Annotated in this window: 14 protein-coding genes; 2 read left to right on the top strand and 12 right to left on the bottom strand. The window is 72.7% G+C overall.

Annotated features, from left to right (window positions below; translation table 11 throughout):
* Positions 1-22 precede the first annotated feature (22 nt).
* From AC3YO9_RS17445 to infC, 8 genes are all read right to left on the bottom strand, one after another.
* Positions 23-871 (bottom strand): bifunctional ornithine acetyltransferase/N-acetylglutamate synthase, encoded by an 849-nt coding sequence (locus tag AC3YO9_RS17445; RefSeq protein WP_489984045.1) that lies wholly within the window; start codon positions 869-871, stop codon positions 23-25.
* Positions 868-1,905: an N-acetyl-gamma-glutamyl-phosphate reductase gene (gene argC, locus AC3YO9_RS17440; protein ID WP_489984044.1), complete on the bottom strand. Its 1,038-nt coding sequence runs from the start codon at positions 1,903-1,905 to the stop codon at positions 868-870. The genes AC3YO9_RS17445 and argC overlap by 4 nt, the downstream gene beginning before the upstream one ends.
* 44 nt (positions 1,906-1,949) lie before the next feature.
* Positions 1,950-4,427: a phenylalanine--tRNA ligase subunit beta gene (gene pheT, locus AC3YO9_RS17435; RefSeq protein ID WP_489984043.1), complete on the bottom strand. Its 2,478-nt coding sequence runs from the start codon at positions 4,425-4,427 to the stop codon at positions 1,950-1,952.
* Between the two features lie 71 nt (positions 4,428-4,498).
* Positions 4,499-5,566, bottom strand: coding sequence for a phenylalanine--tRNA ligase subunit alpha (gene pheS / locus AC3YO9_RS17430; RefSeq protein ID WP_127782612.1), 1,068 nt, complete (start codon positions 5,564-5,566; stop codon positions 4,499-4,501).
* 87 nt (positions 5,567-5,653) lie between these two features.
* On the bottom strand, positions 5,654-6,520 hold the full coding sequence (locus tag AC3YO9_RS17425) for a TrmH family RNA methyltransferase (protein WP_489984105.1): 867 nt from the start codon (positions 6,518-6,520) through the stop codon (positions 5,654-5,656).
* Complete coding sequence (rplT, locus tag AC3YO9_RS17420) at positions 6,517-6,906, bottom strand: 50S ribosomal protein L20 (RefSeq protein ID WP_127782610.1); 390 nt, start codon at positions 6,904-6,906, stop codon at positions 6,517-6,519. The genes AC3YO9_RS17425 and rplT overlap by 4 nt, the downstream gene beginning before the upstream one ends.
* Before the next feature lie 103 nt (positions 6,907-7,009).
* Positions 7,010-7,204 carry a 50S ribosomal protein L35 gene (gene rpmI / locus AC3YO9_RS17415; protein ID WP_489984042.1) on the bottom strand — a complete coding sequence of 65 codons (195 nt, stop codon included), beginning with the start codon at positions 7,202-7,204 and terminating at the stop codon, positions 7,010-7,012.
* Positions 7,205-7,266: 62 nt separating this feature from the next.
* A complete protein-coding gene (infC, locus tag AC3YO9_RS17410; protein ID WP_489984041.1) occupies positions 7,267-7,959 on the bottom strand; it encodes a translation initiation factor IF-3 in 693 nt (230 codons plus the stop codon).
* Positions 7,960-8,195: 236 nt separating this feature from the next.
* Between infC and AC3YO9_RS17405 the strand changes: the two genes are divergently transcribed.
* A complete protein-coding gene (locus AC3YO9_RS17405; protein WP_489984040.1) occupies positions 8,196-8,549 on the top strand; it encodes a DUF1844 domain-containing protein in 354 nt (117 codons plus the stop codon).
* 88 nt (positions 8,550-8,637) lie between these two features.
* Here the strand turns inward: AC3YO9_RS17405 and AC3YO9_RS17400 are convergent, their stop codons facing one another.
* Together AC3YO9_RS17400 and uvrA are read right to left on the bottom strand one after the other, a co-directional pair.
* Entirely contained in the window at positions 8,638-10,572 is a 1,935-nt protein-coding gene (locus AC3YO9_RS17400; protein ID WP_489984039.1) for a DEAD/DEAH box helicase, read from the bottom strand.
* Positions 10,573-10,626: 54 nt separating this feature from the next.
* Positions 10,627-13,548 (bottom strand): excinuclease ABC subunit UvrA, encoded by a 2,922-nt coding sequence (gene uvrA, locus AC3YO9_RS17395; RefSeq protein ID WP_489984038.1) that lies wholly within the window; start codon positions 13,546-13,548, stop codon positions 10,627-10,629.
* 219 nt (positions 13,549-13,767) lie between these two features.
* Between uvrA and AC3YO9_RS17390 the strand changes: the two genes are divergently transcribed.
* Entirely contained in the window at positions 13,768-14,445 is a 678-nt protein-coding gene (locus AC3YO9_RS17390) for an MBL fold metallo-hydrolase (RefSeq protein WP_489984104.1), read from the top strand.
* A 7-nt stretch (positions 14,446-14,452) separates the two neighbouring features.
* Here the strand turns inward: AC3YO9_RS17390 and AC3YO9_RS17385 are convergent, their stop codons facing one another.
* Positions 14,453-15,544 carry a winged helix DNA-binding domain-containing protein gene (locus tag AC3YO9_RS17385; RefSeq protein WP_489984037.1) on the bottom strand — a complete coding sequence of 364 codons (1,092 nt, stop codon included), beginning with the start codon at positions 15,542-15,544 and terminating at the stop codon, positions 14,453-14,455.
* Between the two features lie 100 nt (positions 15,545-15,644).
* Positions 15,645-16,244, bottom strand: coding sequence for a TetR/AcrR family transcriptional regulator (locus AC3YO9_RS17380; protein ID WP_489984036.1), 600 nt, complete (start codon positions 16,242-16,244; stop codon positions 15,645-15,647).
* Positions 16,245-16,351: the final 107 nt, after the last annotated feature.

Below are 16,351 nucleotides of genomic sequence, written 5' to 3'. Positions count from 1 at the left end.
GTGTCCAGTGGTGCGGTGGTGCTCACAGGTCCCCCTCGGTGACCTGCGCCTGCAGGTCGTCGTAGATCGCGCCCACCACGGCGCTGAGCGCCTGCGGCGAGGCCGTCACCTCGCTGGCGCCGGACGCCTGCAGCACCACGGTGGTGCCGGCCGGCAGCGGCAGCCGGTCGGCGGTGGCCGCGGCGAGGGCGTCGCGCAGGGTGGTGGGGTCGGCGACGGCGTCGCAGGTGAGCAGGCAGGTGGTGCCCGCCGCAGCGGTACCGGATCCCCCGACCATGCCGCCGACGATCCAGCCGGCCTCGTGCGCCAGCGCAGCCTGCGCCACCCGGGCCGGGCCGGCGATGGCCCACGCGGCGTCGGTGCCGCCGACCAGCCCGCCGGCCAGCTCGCGCACGGCCTCCTCGGCCCCGGCCACCAAAACCTGTCCCGCGGCGCGGTGGCCGGAGCCGCCGGTGGCGCACACGGCGACCTCCACGGCGCCGGTGCTGCTGCCCCAGCTGCTCAGGGTGCTCGCCACCGTCTCGGCCAGCTGGTGGGTGTCGCCGAACTCGGCACTGGCCGCCTCGCTGGCGCCGCTCAGGTCAGCGGTGGCGCCGGGGCTGCAGACACCGGTGTGCACCAGCACGGCACGCAGCCGACCGGTGGTGAGCACCTGCTGGGTCCACAGCTGGGGCGCGGTGCGCTGCTCGCCGGAGCTGAGCAGCCCGGCCGCGGCGAGGTCGGGACCCTCGTTGACCAGCAGGGCCAGCGCCACGTCGGTGTCGGCGGCTGCCTCCATCGCCGAGGCCCGGAAGCCGGCGGGGGCGGTGACCCCACGGTTGCGCACCACGCTCAGCGGTGTGGGGCCGGTGGGGTCTGGGTTGGGACTCACGGGGCCACTCCCGTCCGCGGCAGGCCTGCCGTCTCCGGCAGGCCCAGCGAGAGGTTCATGCACTGCACGGCAGCGCCGGCGGTGCCCTTGGTCAGGTTGTCCACCGCGGCGACCACCACGAGCAGCCCCGCGGCCTCGTCCACGGTGACGCCCAGCTGCACCACGTTGGAGCCGAGCACCGCACCGGTGCTGGGGAACTTCCCGTCTCCCAGCACGTGCACGAAGGGCTCGTCGGCGTAGGCCTGCTCGTAGACCGCGCGGGCCTGCGCGGCGCTGGCAGTGGTGGGGGCGGTGCAGGTGGCCAGGATGCCGCGCGGCATCGGGGCGAGCACCGGGGTGAAGGAGACGGTGACCGGCTGCCCGGCGACCGCGGAGAGGTTCTGCCGGATCTCCGGGTTGTGCCGGTGCGCGCCGCCCACGCCGTAGGCGCTGACCGAGCCCATCACCTCCGCGCCCAGCAGGTGCGGCTTGAGGGACTTGCCCGCCCCGGAGGTACCGGTGACGGCGACGATGTTCACCCGGGGCTCGGCGATGCCCGCGGCCATGGCCGGCGCGAGCGCGAGGCTGCACGCCGTGGGGTAGCAGCCGGGCACGGCGACGCGCCTGCTGCCGCGCAGCTTCTCCCGGGCGCCGGGCAGCTCGGGCATGCCGTAGGGCCAGCTGCCGGCGTGCTCGGTGCCGTAGTACTGCTTCCACGCGTCGGCGTCGGTGAGCCGGAAGTCGGCGCCGCAGTCGATGATCACCACGTCGTCGTCCAGCTGGTTGGCCAGCTCCGCGGAGTAGCCGTGCGGCAGGGCCAGGAACACCACGTCGTGCCCGCGGAGCACCTCCGGGGTGGACGGGGCCAGCACCCGGTCGGCCAGCGGCAGCAGCTGCGGCTGGTGCTCGAACAGGGTGCTGCCCGCGTTGGAGCCGGCCGTCAGCGCGCCGATCTCCAGCTCGCCGGAGAGCACCGCCGGGTGCCCGAGCAGCAGGCGCAGGAGCTCACCCCCCGCGTACCCGCTGGCCCCGGCCACCGCCACCTTTGTCGTCATACAACGATTATGCACCGCGATGGAAAACTATCCACCGGCGGGGGTCAGCCGCGCAGCAGTGCTCCGGTGGCCGCGGTGGCGGCGTCCACGGCCGCGTCCCTGGCCAGGCTGGCCTCGTCCTCGGTGAGGGTGCGGTCGGTGGCGCGGAAGCGCAGCGCGAAGGCCAGCGAGCGCTTGCCCTCCCCCACCTGCTTGCCGGTGTAGACGTCGAACAGGCGGACGTCCTCCAGCAGCTCACCGCCGCCGGCGCGCAGCGCCAGCTCCACCTCGCCCGCGGGCACGGCGGCGTCCACCACCAGTGCCACGTCCTGCAGCACCGGCGGGAACGGGGACACCACCGGCGCCACCAGCACCTCGCGCACCGGCAGGGCGTCCAGGTTCAGCTCCATGGCGCAGGTGCGCGGCGGCAGGCCGGCCCGCTCGCACACCGCGGGGTGCAGCTCGCCGGCGTGGCCGACCACCTCGCCGTCCACCACCAGCGCGGCGCACCGACCGGGGTGCCACGGCGCCTGCTGGGCCTGGCGCGCGGTGAGCTCCACGCCGCTGGCGCGGGCCACGGTCTGGGCGGCGGCGATGGCGTCGGCGGTCTCAGCCGCTCGGCCCGGGCCCCACCAGCCGGCACGCTCGCGCTGGCCGCACAGCACCACCCCGACGTGCACGGGCTGGCGCGGCAGCGCCACCAGCAGGGCGTCGATCTCCTCCTGGCTGGGCCGGCGGTCCACCGGCAGCGCCGCCAGGGAGGTGGGCTCGGTGGTGCCCTCCGCGGGCTGGACCACCTGGGCCACGCCGAACAGCGACACGTCGCGCTGTCCACGGGAGACGTTGCGCTGCATGGCCTCCAGCAGCGCGGGCAGCACCGTGGTGGCCAGCTGGCCGCGGTCGGCCTCCAGCGGGTTGAGCACCGCGGCGGTGTTGCGCAGCGGGTCCTCGGCCTCCAGGCCCCAGGCGTCGAACACCCCGGCGGGCAGGAACGGCGTGGGCAGCACCTCCACGTAGCCCGCCGACGCCAGCGCCTTGGACACCGCGCGACGCCGGCGCTGGGACGGGGTGAGGCCGCGCCCGGCGGGCGCGGCGGGCAGCACCGACGGGATGGTGTCCAGCCCCTCCAGGCGCAGCACCTCCTCCACCAGGTCGGCCGGCTGGGTGATGTCCGGCCGCCAGGTCGGCGGGGTGACGGTCAGCGTGCCGGTGCCCGCCACGGTGCAGCCGACCTGGCGCAGCCGCCGAGCGGTGGTGCCCTCGGGGTAGCTGGTGCCGGCGACCTGGTCGGGCCGGTCGGCGGCCATGGTGACCGATGCCGGGGTGGACACGCCGCCCTCGTCGGTGCGGCCGTCCTGCACGGTGCCGCCGGCGATCTCGGCCAGCAGCTGTGCAGCCCGCTCCAGGGCCACCGCGGCCACGGCCGGGTCCACGGCCCGCTCGAAGCGCTTGCTGGCCTCGCTGGGCAGCTTGTGGCGCCGTGCCGTGCGGGCGATGCTCAGCGGGTCCCAGGTGGCGGCCTCCAGCAGCACGTCGGTGGTCTGCGGCCCCACCTCGGTGCTCGCTCCGCCCATCACGCCGGCCAGTGACACCGGGCCGGAGTCGTCGCAGATCACCACGTCGTCGGAGTCGAGCGGGCGCACGGCGCCGTCCAGGGTGGACAGCTTCTCGCCGCGGCGGGCCTTGCGCACCACCAGGGGGCCCTGCACGGTGGCGGCGTCGAAGGCGTGCAGCGGCTGGCCGAGCTCGAGCATCACGTAGTTGGTGACGTCCACGGCGGCGGAGATCGGGCGCATGCCCGCCAGGATCAGCCGGCGCTGCAGCCACCACGGGCTGGTCGCGGCGGGGTCGATCCCGGTGACCCGGCGCATCGCGAAGCGGGCGCACAGCGCCTCCGGCTCCAGCGTCACCGGCCAGGCGTCGCCGGCGCTCGCGGGGACCTCGGCCAGGCCACGGTCGGTGAACTCCACGTCGTAGGCGCTGGCCAGCTCGCGGCCCAGTCCGCGCACGGAGAAGCAGTAGCCCCGGTCCGGGGTGATGTTGAGCTCGATGACGGTGTCGTCCAGGCCCAGCGCGGCCACGGCGTCCTCGCCGGGGGTGCCGGTGCCCGCGGGCAGCACCAGGATGCCGGAGTGCTCACCGCCCACCCCGAGCTCGCGGGCGGAGCAGATCATGCCGTCGGAGACGTGGCCGTAGGTCTTGCGCGAGGCGATGGCGAAGCCGCCGGGCAGCTCGCTTCCGGGCAGGGCAACCACCACCAGGTCACCGACGGCGAAGTTGGTGGCCCCGCAGACGATGTTCTGCGGCTCGTCGTTGCCCACGTCCACCTGGCAGTAGCGGATGGGCTTCTTGAAGTCGGTGAGCTCGGTGATCTCCGCGACGCGCCCCAGGACCACCGGACCGCTGAGGTCGGCGGGCGGGAACAGCTCCTCCAGCTCCAGGCCCACCCGGACGAAGGCGTCGGAGACCGCGACCGCGTCGTCGGGCAGCGCGCCGGTGGGCAGGCCGGCGTCGGTGGTCAGCCAGGACAGGGGTACGCGCACGTTCAGTCAGCTCTCTCTCGGCTGGATCTTGTCAGGCACGGTGCTGGTTACAGGCACAGCGGGGGTGGCCGTCAGGCCTGGACGCCGAAGGGCAGGGTGAAGCGCACGTCGCCCTCGACCATGTCGCGCATGTCGGGGATGCCGTTGCGGAACATCAGGGTGCGCTCGATGCCCATGCCGAAGGCGAACCCGGAGTAGCGGTCGGCGTCGATGCCGGCGGCGCGCAGCACGTTGGGGTGCACCATGCCGCAGCCGCCCCACTCCACCCAGCCCGCGCCGCCCTTCTTCTCCGGGAACCACACGTCCGGCTCGGCCGAGGGCTCGGTGAAGGGGAAGTAGCTGGGGCGCAGCCGGATGCGCGACTCCGGGCCGAACATGGCCTTGGCGAAGGCGTCCAGGGTGCCCTTGAGGTGCGCCATGGTGAGGCCCTCGGCGATGGCCAGGCCCTCCACCTGGTGGAACACCGGGGTGTGCGTGGCGTCCAGCTCGTCGGTGCGGAAGGTGCGGCCCGGGCACACCACGAACAGCGGGAGGTCGCGCTCGAGCATGGAGCGCACCTGCACCGGTGAGGTGTGCGTGCGGAGCACCTGCTTGGAGCCCTCGGGCGCCACGTAGAAGGTGTCCTGCATGGTGCGGGCGGGGTGGTCGGGCAGGAAGTTCAGCGCGTCGAAGTTGAAGTGCTCCACCTCCAGCTCCGGGCCCTCGGCCACCTCCCAGCCCATCGCCACGAAGATGTCCGCGATGCGCTCGGAGATGGCGGTGATGGGGTGGCGCGCCCCCAGCGGCTGACGCTCGGCGGGCAGCGTGACGTCCAGCGCCTCGGCCACCAGCACGGCGGCGTCGCGCTCGGCGAGCAGCTCGGCGTGCCGGTCGTCGTAGGCCTGCTGGGCCGCGGCACGCACGCGGTTGACCCGCTTGCCGGCATCGGCCCGGGCCGCGGGCGGCAGGGCGCCGAGCTCGCGGCGGGCCAGCATCACCGGGGCCCGGTCACCCAGGTGGGCGGTGCGGGCGGCGGCCAGCGCGTCCAGGTCCGCCGCGGTGGCGAAGGCCTGCTCGGCCTCCTCCTGCGCCCGGTCGAGCGCGTCCGCGGACAACGCGGCGACCTGCTTGGGGTCGTAGGGGTCGTTGGTGGCGGACACGGAGCGGTGCACCTCGTTGTCTGTGTGGGGTTCCGGCCGCTGGTTCTCGGCCGGGCTGGACGCGCCCTCGATCCTAGGCGATGGTGCTCAGCGCCCCGCCGGGGTTTCGCCCGGGTGGACCCGGCCGCTGCGCCGCTGGGCGCGGGCGCTGGCGTAGAGGCACAGCGCCGCCGCGGTGGCCAGGTTGAGGCTCTCCGCGCGGCCGTGGATGGGGATGCGCACCCGGTGGTCGGCCGCGGCCGCCAGCTCGGGGCTCAACCCGTGCGCCTCGTTGCCGAACAGCCACGCGGTGGGTGCGCGCAGCAGCTCGTCGGCGTCGTCGAGGTCCACCTCGCCGTCCGCGGCGGTGGCCAGCACCTGCAGGCCGGCGGCGCGGGCCTGCTCGAGCAGACCCAGCGGGTGGCGGTGCCGGGCCAGCGGCAGGTGGAAGACGCTGCCGGTGGAGGCCCGCACGCACTTGCCGTTGTGCACGTCCACGCTGTCGCCGGCCAGCAGCACGGCGTCGGCCCCGGCGGCGTCGGCCACCCGGATGACGGTGCCGGCGTTGCCCGGCTCGGCGGCGTCGACGAGCACGGCAACCAGCTGCGGGGAGCCGTGCAGGGCCTGCTCGGGGCTCACGTCCACCAGGTCGCACACGGCGACCAGGCCCTGTGGGGTGACAGTGTCCGACAGCGCGGCCGCGGCACGGTCGGTGACCGGGCTGACCCGCACGCCCCGCTCGGCGGCCGCGGCGGCCAGCTCCGGGTGCGCGACCAGCGCGGTGGCGGTGACGAACAGCTCGCGGACCTGGCCGTCGGCCAGGGCCTCGCGGACGGCCTGGGCGCCCTCGGCCAGGAAGTGGCCGGTGCTGCGCCGGGTGGCGCCGCGATGAAGCTTGACAGCGGAAACGACCCGCGGAGTCCGTTCGGTGAACGGGTCCGCGGGTCGGTCTCCTGCTGAGGGCGAGGCGCTCAGGCCGCGCTCTCCTTGGGTGCGTTCACGTCGGCGGGGACGTGCGCCTTGGCCAGCTCCACCAGGGTGGCGAAGGCGGCCGGGTCAGCGACGGCCATGTCGGCCAGCACCTTGCGGTCGACCTCCAGGCCCGAGGCCTTGAGACCCTGGATGAAGCGGTTGTAGGTCATCCCGTTCGCGCGGGCCGCAGCGTTGATGCGCTGGATCCACAGCTTGCGGAACTCGCCCTTGCGCGCACGGCGGTCGCGGTAGGCGTAGGTCATCGAGTGGAGCATCTGCTCCTTGGCCTTGCGATACAGGCGCGAGCGCTGTCCGCGGTAGCCGGAGGCCGACTCGAGCGTCGTACGACGCTTCTTCTGGGCGTTGACTGCCCTCTTCACGCGTGCCACTGGGTAAGTCCTGTCGATCTCGGGGGCGAGGATCCGCCCGGGTGTGCGGGAGAGGCCTCAGCGCCGCGGGGTGCGGGCCGGGGCCGTCACTGGGAAGGGCAGGTCACATGCCCAGGAGGCGCTTGATGCGGCCCTGGTCGCTCTTGGCGACAGCGGTGTCCCCGTCGAGGCGACGCGTCTGCTTGGTGGGCTTGTGCTCCAGCAGGTGGCGACGGCCGGCCTGCTCACGCATGAGCTTGCCGGAACCGGTCACCTTGATGCGCTTGGCGGTGCCTTTGTGGGTCTTCATCTTGGGCATGTGTCGTCCTCAACTATTGGTTGTGAGCCTGGTGGGCGGGCGTCGGCGTCAGCGTGGGCTGACTAGGACGTGGATCCCTGCTCGGTCGGTGCTGGCTGGGGGGTGCTCGCAGGCGCCTGCTCGGCCGGGGCCGGCGCGGCAGGGGTGGCCGCGGCGGCCTGGGCCGCCGCGGACTGGGCCGGCGGTGCCTCCGCGCTCTGCTGCGCCTTGACCCTGGTCTTGGCGCCCTTGTGCGGGGCCAGCACCATGGTCATGTTGCGGCCGTCCTGCTTGGCCGAGGTCTCCACGAAGCCGAGGTCGGCGACGTCGGCACCGAGGCGCTGCAGCAGCCGGAAGCCCAGCTCGGGGCGGGACTGCTCGCGGCCACGGAACATGATGGTGACCTTGACCTTGTGGCCGGCCTCGAGGAAGCGCACCACGTTGCGCTTCTTGGTCTCGTAGTCGTGCGAGTCGATCTTCGGCCGGAGCTTCTGCTCCTTGACCACGGTCATCTGCTGGTTCTTGCGCGACTCGCGCTGCTTCTGCGCGTTCTCGTACTTGAACTTGCCGTAGTCCATGAGCTTGCAGACCGGCGGGCGGGCCTCGGGGGCGACCTCGACCAGGTCGAGGTCGGACTCCACGGCCAGGCGGAGTGCATCTTCCACGCGCACGATCCCCACCTGTTCCCCGTTGGGCCCTACGAGCCGCACTTCGGGAACACGGATGCGATCGTTGATGCGGGTCTCAGCGCTGATGGGGCCTCCTAGGTTCGGCATTCTGTCCATGACCGCAGAACCGGGCTCTCCACGACGAAGGCCCCAGGACGTCCTCGGAGGAGGACGTGCAGGGGCCCGTTGCCGACCGATCCTGACACCCCTGGCGGGGCGCCGAAGCTCGTCGCGAGGACGAGCCGGACCGGACCTGCACACCCGGAGGATGTGGAGGTGGGAGCGGGGCTCCACTTGCTGCCCCCGGCGAACCGGGGGCGGTCGTAGGTGCAAGGCTACCAGTCATGACCGATGACCCGCACATCCCTGCCGAACCAGACACCCGAGAGCTGGCCGAGGTCCCCGCGGTGGAGGTGATCAGCCGCGCTGCGGTGATGCTGATGAGCTCGGCCGCGGAGAAGCTCGGCCTGTCCCACGAGACCCCCTCGTCCAGCCCGTACCGCGACCTGGACGAGGCCCGCCGCCTGATCACCGCACTGGCCGGGCTGATCACCTCGTCGGTGGAGTACCTGGGCCCGCACGCCGGACCGCTGCGCGACGGGCTGCAGGCGCTGCAGCGGGCCTTCCGCGAGGAGTCCGCCCACCCGGACGAGCCGGGCATGGGCCCCGGCGAGAAGTACACCGGCCCCGTCTACTGACGAGGCCGGCACCGCTCGACCCGCACTGCCGACGACACGCACGACTGAGCCGGGCTCCCCGCGGGGGCCCGGCTCAGTCGGTGTGGGCTCAGCTGCGGTGGTGGTCCTTGCGGGCCCCGCCGCGGCGGGGGCTCTCGCCCTCCTCGCGGGTGAGGCCGATGAGCTGGCCGGAGATGCGGGTGCGCCGCAGCCGCTCGAAGAAGTCGTCGGCCAGGTTGGCCGGCAGCTCCACCAGGCTGTGGTCGCCCTGGATGTCGATGTGGCCGAAGTCGGCCCGGGTGAGCCCGCCCTCGTTGGCGATGGCTCCGACGATCGACCCGGGCGAGATCTTGTGCCGGCGCCCCACCCGGATGCGGTAGGTGGCCATCGGCCCGCCCGCCTGCGAGCGCGCGGGCCCGCGGGAGCCGCGCTCCTTGTGCTCACCGCGCTCCCGGAAGCCGCCCGCCTCCTTGCCCCCGGTGCGGGCGGCGCGCTCCTTGTCGTGGCGCTCGCGCTCCTTGCGGGGTGGTTCCGGCTTGAGCAGGAAGCTCTCCCCGTCCTGGGTCATCACGGCCAGCGCGGCCGCGACGTCCAGCAGGGTGACGTCCTCGTGCTCGCGCTCGTAGTCCTCCACCAGGCGGCGGAACAGGGTCATCTCCGCGGAGTCGAGGCTGGCGGTGATGGCGTCGGCGAACTTGCTCACCCGGGTGGAGTTGACGTCGTCCACCGTCGGCAGCGCCATCTCGGTGATGGGCTGGCGGGTGGCCTTCTCGATGGCCCGCAGCAGGTGGCGCTCGCGCGAGGTGACGAACAGCAGCGCGTCACCGGAGCGGCCCGCGCGGCCGGTGCGGCCGATGCGGTGCACGTAGGACTCGGTGTCGTGCGGGATGTCGTAGTTCACCACGTGGCTGATGCGCTCCACGTCGAGCCCGCGGGCGGCGACGTCGGTGGCCACCAGGATGTCCAGGTCCCCGCTCTTGAGCTGGCTCACCGTGCGCTCGCGCTGCGCCTGGGCGATGTCGCCGTTGATGGCGGCGGCGGAGAACCCGCGCGCCCGCAGCCGCTCGGCCAGCTCCTCGGTGGCCTGCTTGGTGCGGACGAACACGATCATCGCCTCGAACGTCTCCACCTCGAGCACCCGGGTGAGGGCGTCGAGCTTGCGGTTCCCGGCGACCTGGATGTAGCGCTGGCGGGTGTTGGCCGCGGTCACCGTGCGGTTGGTGACGGTGATCTCCTGCGCGTCGGTGAGGTAGCGCTTGGAGATCCGCCGGATCTGGCTGGGCATGGTCGCGGAGAACAGCGCGACCTGCTTGTCGTCCGGGGTGTCGGCGAGGATGGTCTCGACGTCCTCCTGAAAGCCCATGGCCAGCATCTCGTCGGCCTCGTCGAGCACCAGGAAGCGAAGCTCGCGCAGGTCCAGGGTGCCCTTGTTGAGGTGGTCGATGACGCGACCGGGCGTGCCCACCACCACGTGCGCGCCGCGGCGCAGCCCGGCCAGCTGCACGCCGTAGCTCTGGCCGCCGTAGATGGGCAGCACGTGCAGACCCGGCAGGTGGCGGGAGTAGGAGCTCACGGCCTCGGCCACCTGCAGCGCGAGCTCGCGGGTGGGCGCCAGGATCAGCGCCTGCGGCGTCTTCTGGCTCAGGTCGATGCGGGACAGGATGGGCACCGCGAAGGCCGCGGTCTTGCCCGTTCCGGTCTGCGCCAGGCCCACCACGTGCCGGCCCTGCAGCAGGGCGGGAATGGTGGCGGCCTGGATCGGCGACGGGCTCTCGTACCCGACGTCGGTGAGGGCGCGCAGCACCCGCTCGTCGATGCCGAGGTCGGCGAAGGAGACGGGCGGGGCACCCTCGGGCTCGGCGGTCTCCGTGGTGGGGGCGGGCCGGTCCGTGGTGGACGGCGCCGCACTCTGGGGACCCGCTGTGTCGGGCCCTGCAGCCTGGGTGGCTGCAGCCTCGGGGCCCGCTGTGTCGGGCCCTGCAATCTCGGGGCCTGCGGTCTGGCGGTCGGTCATGTCGCGGTCAGTCGTGTCGTCGTGAGTCATCAGTCGTCAAATCTAGTCGTCCTGGTCTGAGGGAGGTTCCACCCGTCGGTGGGGCTACCCCGCTGGGACGGCTACCTTCTCCTTGCGCTTGATCGGGGGGATCACTGTGGGTGCTTCTGTGGGGGCGGCCTCGAGGGCGTCCTTGAGGTAGCGGCCGGTGTAGCTCTCCGGCACCGCGGCAACGTCTTCCGGCGTGCCCTGGGCGATGAGCCGGCCACCGCCGGCACCACCCTCCGGGCCCATGTCCAGGACCCAGTCGGCCGTCTTGATCACATCGAGGTTGTGCTCGATGACGATGACGGTGTTTCCCTTGTCGACCAGGCCGTTGATCACGCCGAGGAGCTTGCGGATGTCCTCGAAGTGCAGCCCGGTGGTGGGCTCGTCCAGCACGTAGACGGTGCGGCCGGTGGAGCGCTTCTGCAGCTCCGCCGCCAGCTTGACCCGTTGCGCCTCACCACCGGAGAGAGTGGGAGCTGGCTGGCCGAGCCGGACGTAGCCCAGCCCCACGTCCACCAGCGTCTGCAGGTAGCGGTGGATGGAGGTGATGGACTGGAAGAACTCGGCCGCCTGCTCGATGGGCATGTCCAGCACCTCGGCGATGGTCTTGCCCTTGTAGTGCACCTCCAGGGTCTCCCGGTTGTAGCGCGCACCGTGGCAGACCTCGCAGGGCACGTACACGTCCGGCAGGAAGTTCATCTCGATCTTCAGCGTGCCGTCGCCGGAGCAGGCCTCGCACCGGCCGCCCTTGATGTTGAACGAGAACCGGCCGGGCTGGTAGCCGCGCACCTTGGCCTCCACGGTGGAGGCGAACAGCGTGCGGATCTTGTCGAACACCCCGGTGTAGGTGGCCGCGTTGGAGCGTGGGGTGCGCCCGATGGGCGACTGGTCCACCTGCACCAGCTTGTCCAGCTGGTCCAGCCCGTTCACCCGGGTGTGCCGCCCGGGCACCTGGCGGGCCCGGTTGAGCTTGTTGGCCATCACCGTGGCCAGGATGTCGTTGACCAGGGTGGACTTGCCGGAGCCGGAGACCCCCGTGACCGCGGTGAGCACCCCGAGCGGGAAGCTCACGTCGATGTCGTGCAGGTTGTGCTCGCGCGCGCCCACCACGGTGACCTGCCGCTTGCGGTCGATCTTGCGGCGCTGGGCGGGCAGCGGGATGGCCATCCGGCCGGACAGGTACGCGCCGGTGAGGGAGTCGGTGTTCTCCAGCAGCCCTGCGTAGGTGCCGCTGTGCACCACGTGGCCGCCGTGCTCGCCGGCGCGCGGGCCGATGTCCACCACCCAGTCGGACTGGCGGATGGTGTCCTCGTCGTGCTCCACCACGATCAGCGTGTTGCCCAGGTCGCGCAGCCGGGTGAGGGTCTCGATCAGCCGCCGGTTGTCGCGCTGGTGCAGCCCGATGGAGGGCTCGTCCAGCACGTACAGCACGCCCACCAGGCCGGAGCCGATCTGGGTGGCCAGCCGGATGCGCTGGGCCTCGCCACCAGAGAGCGTGCCGGCGGCGCGGTCCAGGGACAGGTACTCCAGGCCGACGTCGAGCAGGAAGCCCAGCCGGGCCTGGATCTCCTTGAGCACCTGGCCGGCGATCATCTGCTCACGCGGGCCGAGCTGCATGGCGTTGAGGAAGGCGGAGCAGTCGGCCACCGACAGCGCACAGACCTCGGCGATGGACAGCGGCTGCTCGTCGCCCAGGGTGACCGCGAGGATCTCCGGCTTCAGCCGGGTGCCGTGGCAGGCCGGGCAGGGCACCTCTCGCATGTAGCCGTCGTACTTCTCCTTCATGTACTCCGACTCGGTCTGCTCCAGGCGCCGCTCCAGGAACGGCATGACGCCCTCGAAGGCGGCGTAGTAGGAGCGGGTGCGCCCGTAGCGGTTGGTGTACTTGACGTGCACCTGGTCGTCGGAGCCGCCCAGCACGGCCTTGCGCACCTTGGCGGGCAGCTTCTTCCACGGGGTGTCCATGGAGAAGCCCATGGCCTGTGACAGCCCGGACAGCAGGCGGTTGAAGTACTCCGCGGTCTGCCCGCTGGACCAGGGTGCGATGGCGCCGTCGGCCAGGCTGAGCTCGTCGTCGGGGACCACCAGCTCGGGGTCGACCTCCTTGCGCACGCCGATACCGGTGCACTCCGGGCAGGCGCCGTAGGGCGAGTTGAAGGAGAACGAGCGCGGCTCGAGGTCGTCGATGGCCAGCGGGTGGTTGTTGGGGCAGGCCATCTTCTCGGAGAAGCGGCGCTCGCGGTCGGGGGCGTCCTCGTCGCGGTCGACGAACTCCAGCACGATGACGCCCTCGGCCAGGCGCAGCGCGGTCTCCACCGAGTCGGTGAGCCGCTGCTTGGCGCTGTCCTTGACGCTGAGGCGGTCGACCACCACCTCGATGTCGTGCTTCTCCTGCTTCTTCAGCTTGGGTGGGTTGGTCAGCTGGTGCACGGTGCCGTCCACCCGGACCCGAGAGTAGCCCTGGCTGCGCAGCTGCTCGAAGAGGTCGACGAACTCCCCCTTGCGGGTGCGCACCACGGGGGCGAGCACCTGGAAGCGCGCGCCCTCCTCCATGGCCAGCACCTGGTCCACGATCTGCTGCGGGGTCTGGCGGGAGATCAGCTCGCCGCAGACCGGGCAGTGCGGGGTGCCGGCGCGGGCGTAGAGCAGGCGCAGGTAGTCGTAGACCTCGGTGATGGTGCCCACCGTGGACCGCGGGTTGCGGTTGGTGGACTTCTGGTCGATGGAGACCGCCGGCGAGAGGCCCTCGATGAAGTCCACGTCGGGCTTGTCCATCTGCCCCAGGAACTGGCGGGCGTAGGCCGAGAGCGACTCGACGTAGCGGCGCTGACCCTCGGCGAAGATGGTGTCGAAGGCGAGGCTGGACTTGCCCGAGCCGGACAGCCCGGTGAAGACGATGAGGCTGTCCCGGGGCAGGTCGATGTCGATCCCCTGCAGGTTGTGCTCGCGAGCGCCACGGACGACCAGACGGTCAGCCACTCCAGATCCCTTCATCACGCACTAGTTCCCCTGCGCACCACTGCACACCCGGCAGGACACCGCGGTGCACCGAGTGCGACCAACATCCGCCACGAGGTGACCACATCCGATATGCGACCGGTGTGGCCGGATGTCGCGCTCTCCTCCATGGTAGGTCGGCGCCCCGACAAGAACCGGGCGGCCAGTCGCTCTCCCGGTCTGGACGTGACGCCGGTAACGTTGTGCACCATGCAGGTTGACGCGCACTACACAGGCTCGGTGACCCCGGGTGGGGCCGCGCAGCGCAAGGACTTTCCCGGCGGGACCCTCACCAAGGTGTCGGTGGGCCCGATGGACAACAACGCCTACCTGGTGGTGTGCCATTCCACCGGCAAGTCCTTGCTCATCGACGCCGCGAACGACGCCGACCGCCTCACCGAGCTGCTCGACGAGCAGGCCCCCGAGCTGTCGCTGGTGGTGACCACCCACCAGCACCCCGACCACTGGCAGGCCCTGGCCGACGTGGTCGGCGGCACCGGCTCCCCCACTGCCGCGCACGCGCTGGACGCCGCCCCGCTGCCGGTGGTCCCAGACCGCGAGCTCGCCCACGGCGACACCGTCGAGGTGGGCGAGCTGCGGCTGGAGGTGATCCACCTGCGCGGCCACACGCCTGGCTCGGTGGCCCTGCTGCTGCGCGCCGGCGAGCAGAAGCACCTCTTCACCGGCGACAGCCTGTTCCCGGGGGGGCCGGGCAAGACGCAGAACCCGGAGGACTTCGGCCAGCTGATGGACGACCTGGAGGAGCGCGTCTTCGGGACGCTGCCCGACGACACCGTCGTCTACCCCGGACACGGGCGCGACACCAACCTGGGCATCGAGCGTCCGCAGCTGGGCGAGTGGCGCGCCCGCGGCTGGTGACCGCCGGCTAGGGCAGCTGCTCGTACAGCCGCGGCAGCGCTGACTCCACCTCGGGCGTGAAGGCGGTGAACGGGGTGGCACTGATGGTCTGCTGCGCGCCGCGCCCCGCACGCCGCCAGGTGCCCACGATGCGCCCGGCGCTCACCACGGTGGACAGGAACATCCCGTTGCCGCCGGGCACCACCCGGCCGGCGTGCTCGGTGTCCAGCTGCGCCCGGCGATCGCCGTAGCCCAGCACCAGCTCGTCGAAGCCGGGCAGCAGCAGCACCCCCTCGGCCTCCTCGCGCGCGGCAGCGAGCCGCTCGGGAGTCTGCGGGTCCATCAGGTGCTCGGTGCCGTCGCCGTCGGTGCCCGCCACCTCGACGCTGAGCAGGTGCGGCCGGGCCAGCTCCACCCCGGTGCGGCGGTCGCCCACCCGCAGGTGGGCCCACCGGCCCAGGTCGGCCGGGGTGGCGGGGCCGTGGCTGCGGAAGTAGCGCAGCGCCAGCTCACCCAGGGCCTCCTCGGGCTCGAGCTGGCGGGGCCGGCGCACCCAGTCGCGGGCGAGCACCAGCAGGTGCTGCCCGTTCCTGGTAGGGCCGAAGACGAGAGTGCCGGTCATGGCCAGGTAGCCGAGCAGGTGCGCGCCGCGCTGCTCGCGGGTGGCCAGACCGGCGTCGTCCCACACCGCGAACAGCTCGCTGCGGGTGAGGCCAGCTCCCCCGGCCAGCGCCTGCTCGGCCAGCTGCCCGGCACGGTCGAGGTCGTCCTCGGTGAGCCCGAGGCTGCGGCGCCGGCCCGCGCTGGCGGCCACCACCCGCGGGGTGAGCAGCGGCAGCATCCAGGCCACGTCCTCGGCGGGCAGCAGGTGCAGCGTGCCGCGCATGGGCCAGGTGCGCACCACCTCGCCGGCGTCCAGCGCGGCCACCACGTCGGCGCGGGTGCCGGGGGCGGTGCGCAGCGCCACCGAGGTGAGCGAGCCGGGGTGGTCCTGGGCCTGCACCGCGCCCATCCACCGCACCGCCTCGGCCGCGGTGGCGGCACGTGGCCCCACCAGCCGCTGCGCCGCCAGCCGCAGCAGCGCCACCTCCGGCAGCGTCACGTTCTGCACCGTGGCCATGGGTCCACGGTTGCACGCCACGCCGACAGGATGGTGCGTCTGCAAGTACCACCAACCACCCCGCACCGCGTCTGCAACCGCTACCAAGCAGGCGGGAGCGTCAGCTCGCGGTGAGGCCCGTGATCACCAGGTCGAGCAGCCGTCCGTAGGTCGCCTCCGGGTCGACCGCCACGGTGCACCCGGCCAGCTCCAGCGACACCGCCCCGTGCACCGCCGCCCAGATCTGGCTGGCAAGGTCCTCGGCGTCACCGGTGGCGATCGCCCGCTGCGCCATGGCGTGCTGCACGTGCCCCACCAGCTCGCCGAACGCCACCATGGCCGCCTCCTGCACCTGCTCGGAGGCGAACCCCGCGCCGGTGGTGGCGTCGAACATGACGCGGTAGTGCTGCGGGTGCGACAGTGCGAACTCGCGGTAGCGCACGCCGCAGCACCGCAACCGCTGCAGCGGGTCGGCCTCGCCGCGGGGGGCCACCGCGTCACGCAGCCCGTGGAAGCCGCGCACCAACAGCTCGCGCTCCAGGCCCTCCTTGTCGCCGAAGCGGTTGTAGACACCCATCGGCGCCACCCCAGCCTCGGTCGCCACCGCGCGCACGGTCACGCCGGAGGGACCCTCTCGCACCAGCACCGCCTCGGCGGCGTCCACCAGCGCAGCCCGCACGTCACCGCTGGGGGTGCGCACCCGACGCGTGGATCCCGCCACCGGTACCTCCTTGGCCTTGCTGATCGCCGTGCCACGCCCTGCTGGCCAACGCGCTGGCTCGACTGCCAGCACTGACCCGCAAGTTACCCCTTGCCAGCACCACCATC

This window comes from Rhodococcus sp. Z6_132, from assembly GCF_058133635.1.
The sequence above is the reverse complement of the archived record's forward strand: the minus strand, read 5'-3'. Positions and strand labels throughout refer to the sequence as shown.

What these genes read in the sequence shown, in the direction of transcription:
- argC (WP_489984044.1), bottom strand. Translation starts at nt 1,905, where the DNA reads ATGACGACAAAGGTGGCGGTGGCCGGGGCCAGCGGGTACGCGGGGGGT.
- rpmI (WP_489984042.1), bottom strand. Translation starts at nt 7,204, where the DNA reads ATGCCCAAGATGAAGACCCACAAAGGCACCGCCAAGCGCATCAAGGTG.
- infC (WP_489984041.1), bottom strand. Translation starts at nt 7,959, where the DNA reads ATGCCGAACCTAGGAGGCCCCATCAGCGCTGAGACCCGCATCAACGAT.
- AC3YO9_RS17405 (WP_489984040.1), top strand. Translation starts at nt 8,196, where the DNA reads ATGACCGATGACCCGCACATCCCTGCCGAACCAGACACCCGAGAGCTG.
- AC3YO9_RS17400 (WP_489984039.1), bottom strand. Translation starts at nt 10,572, where the DNA reads ATGACTCACGACGACACGACTGACCGCGACATGACCGACCGCCAGACC.
- AC3YO9_RS17385 (WP_489984037.1), bottom strand. Translation starts at nt 15,544, where the DNA reads ATGGCCACGGTGCAGAACGTGACGCTGCCGGAGGTGGCGCTGCTGCGG.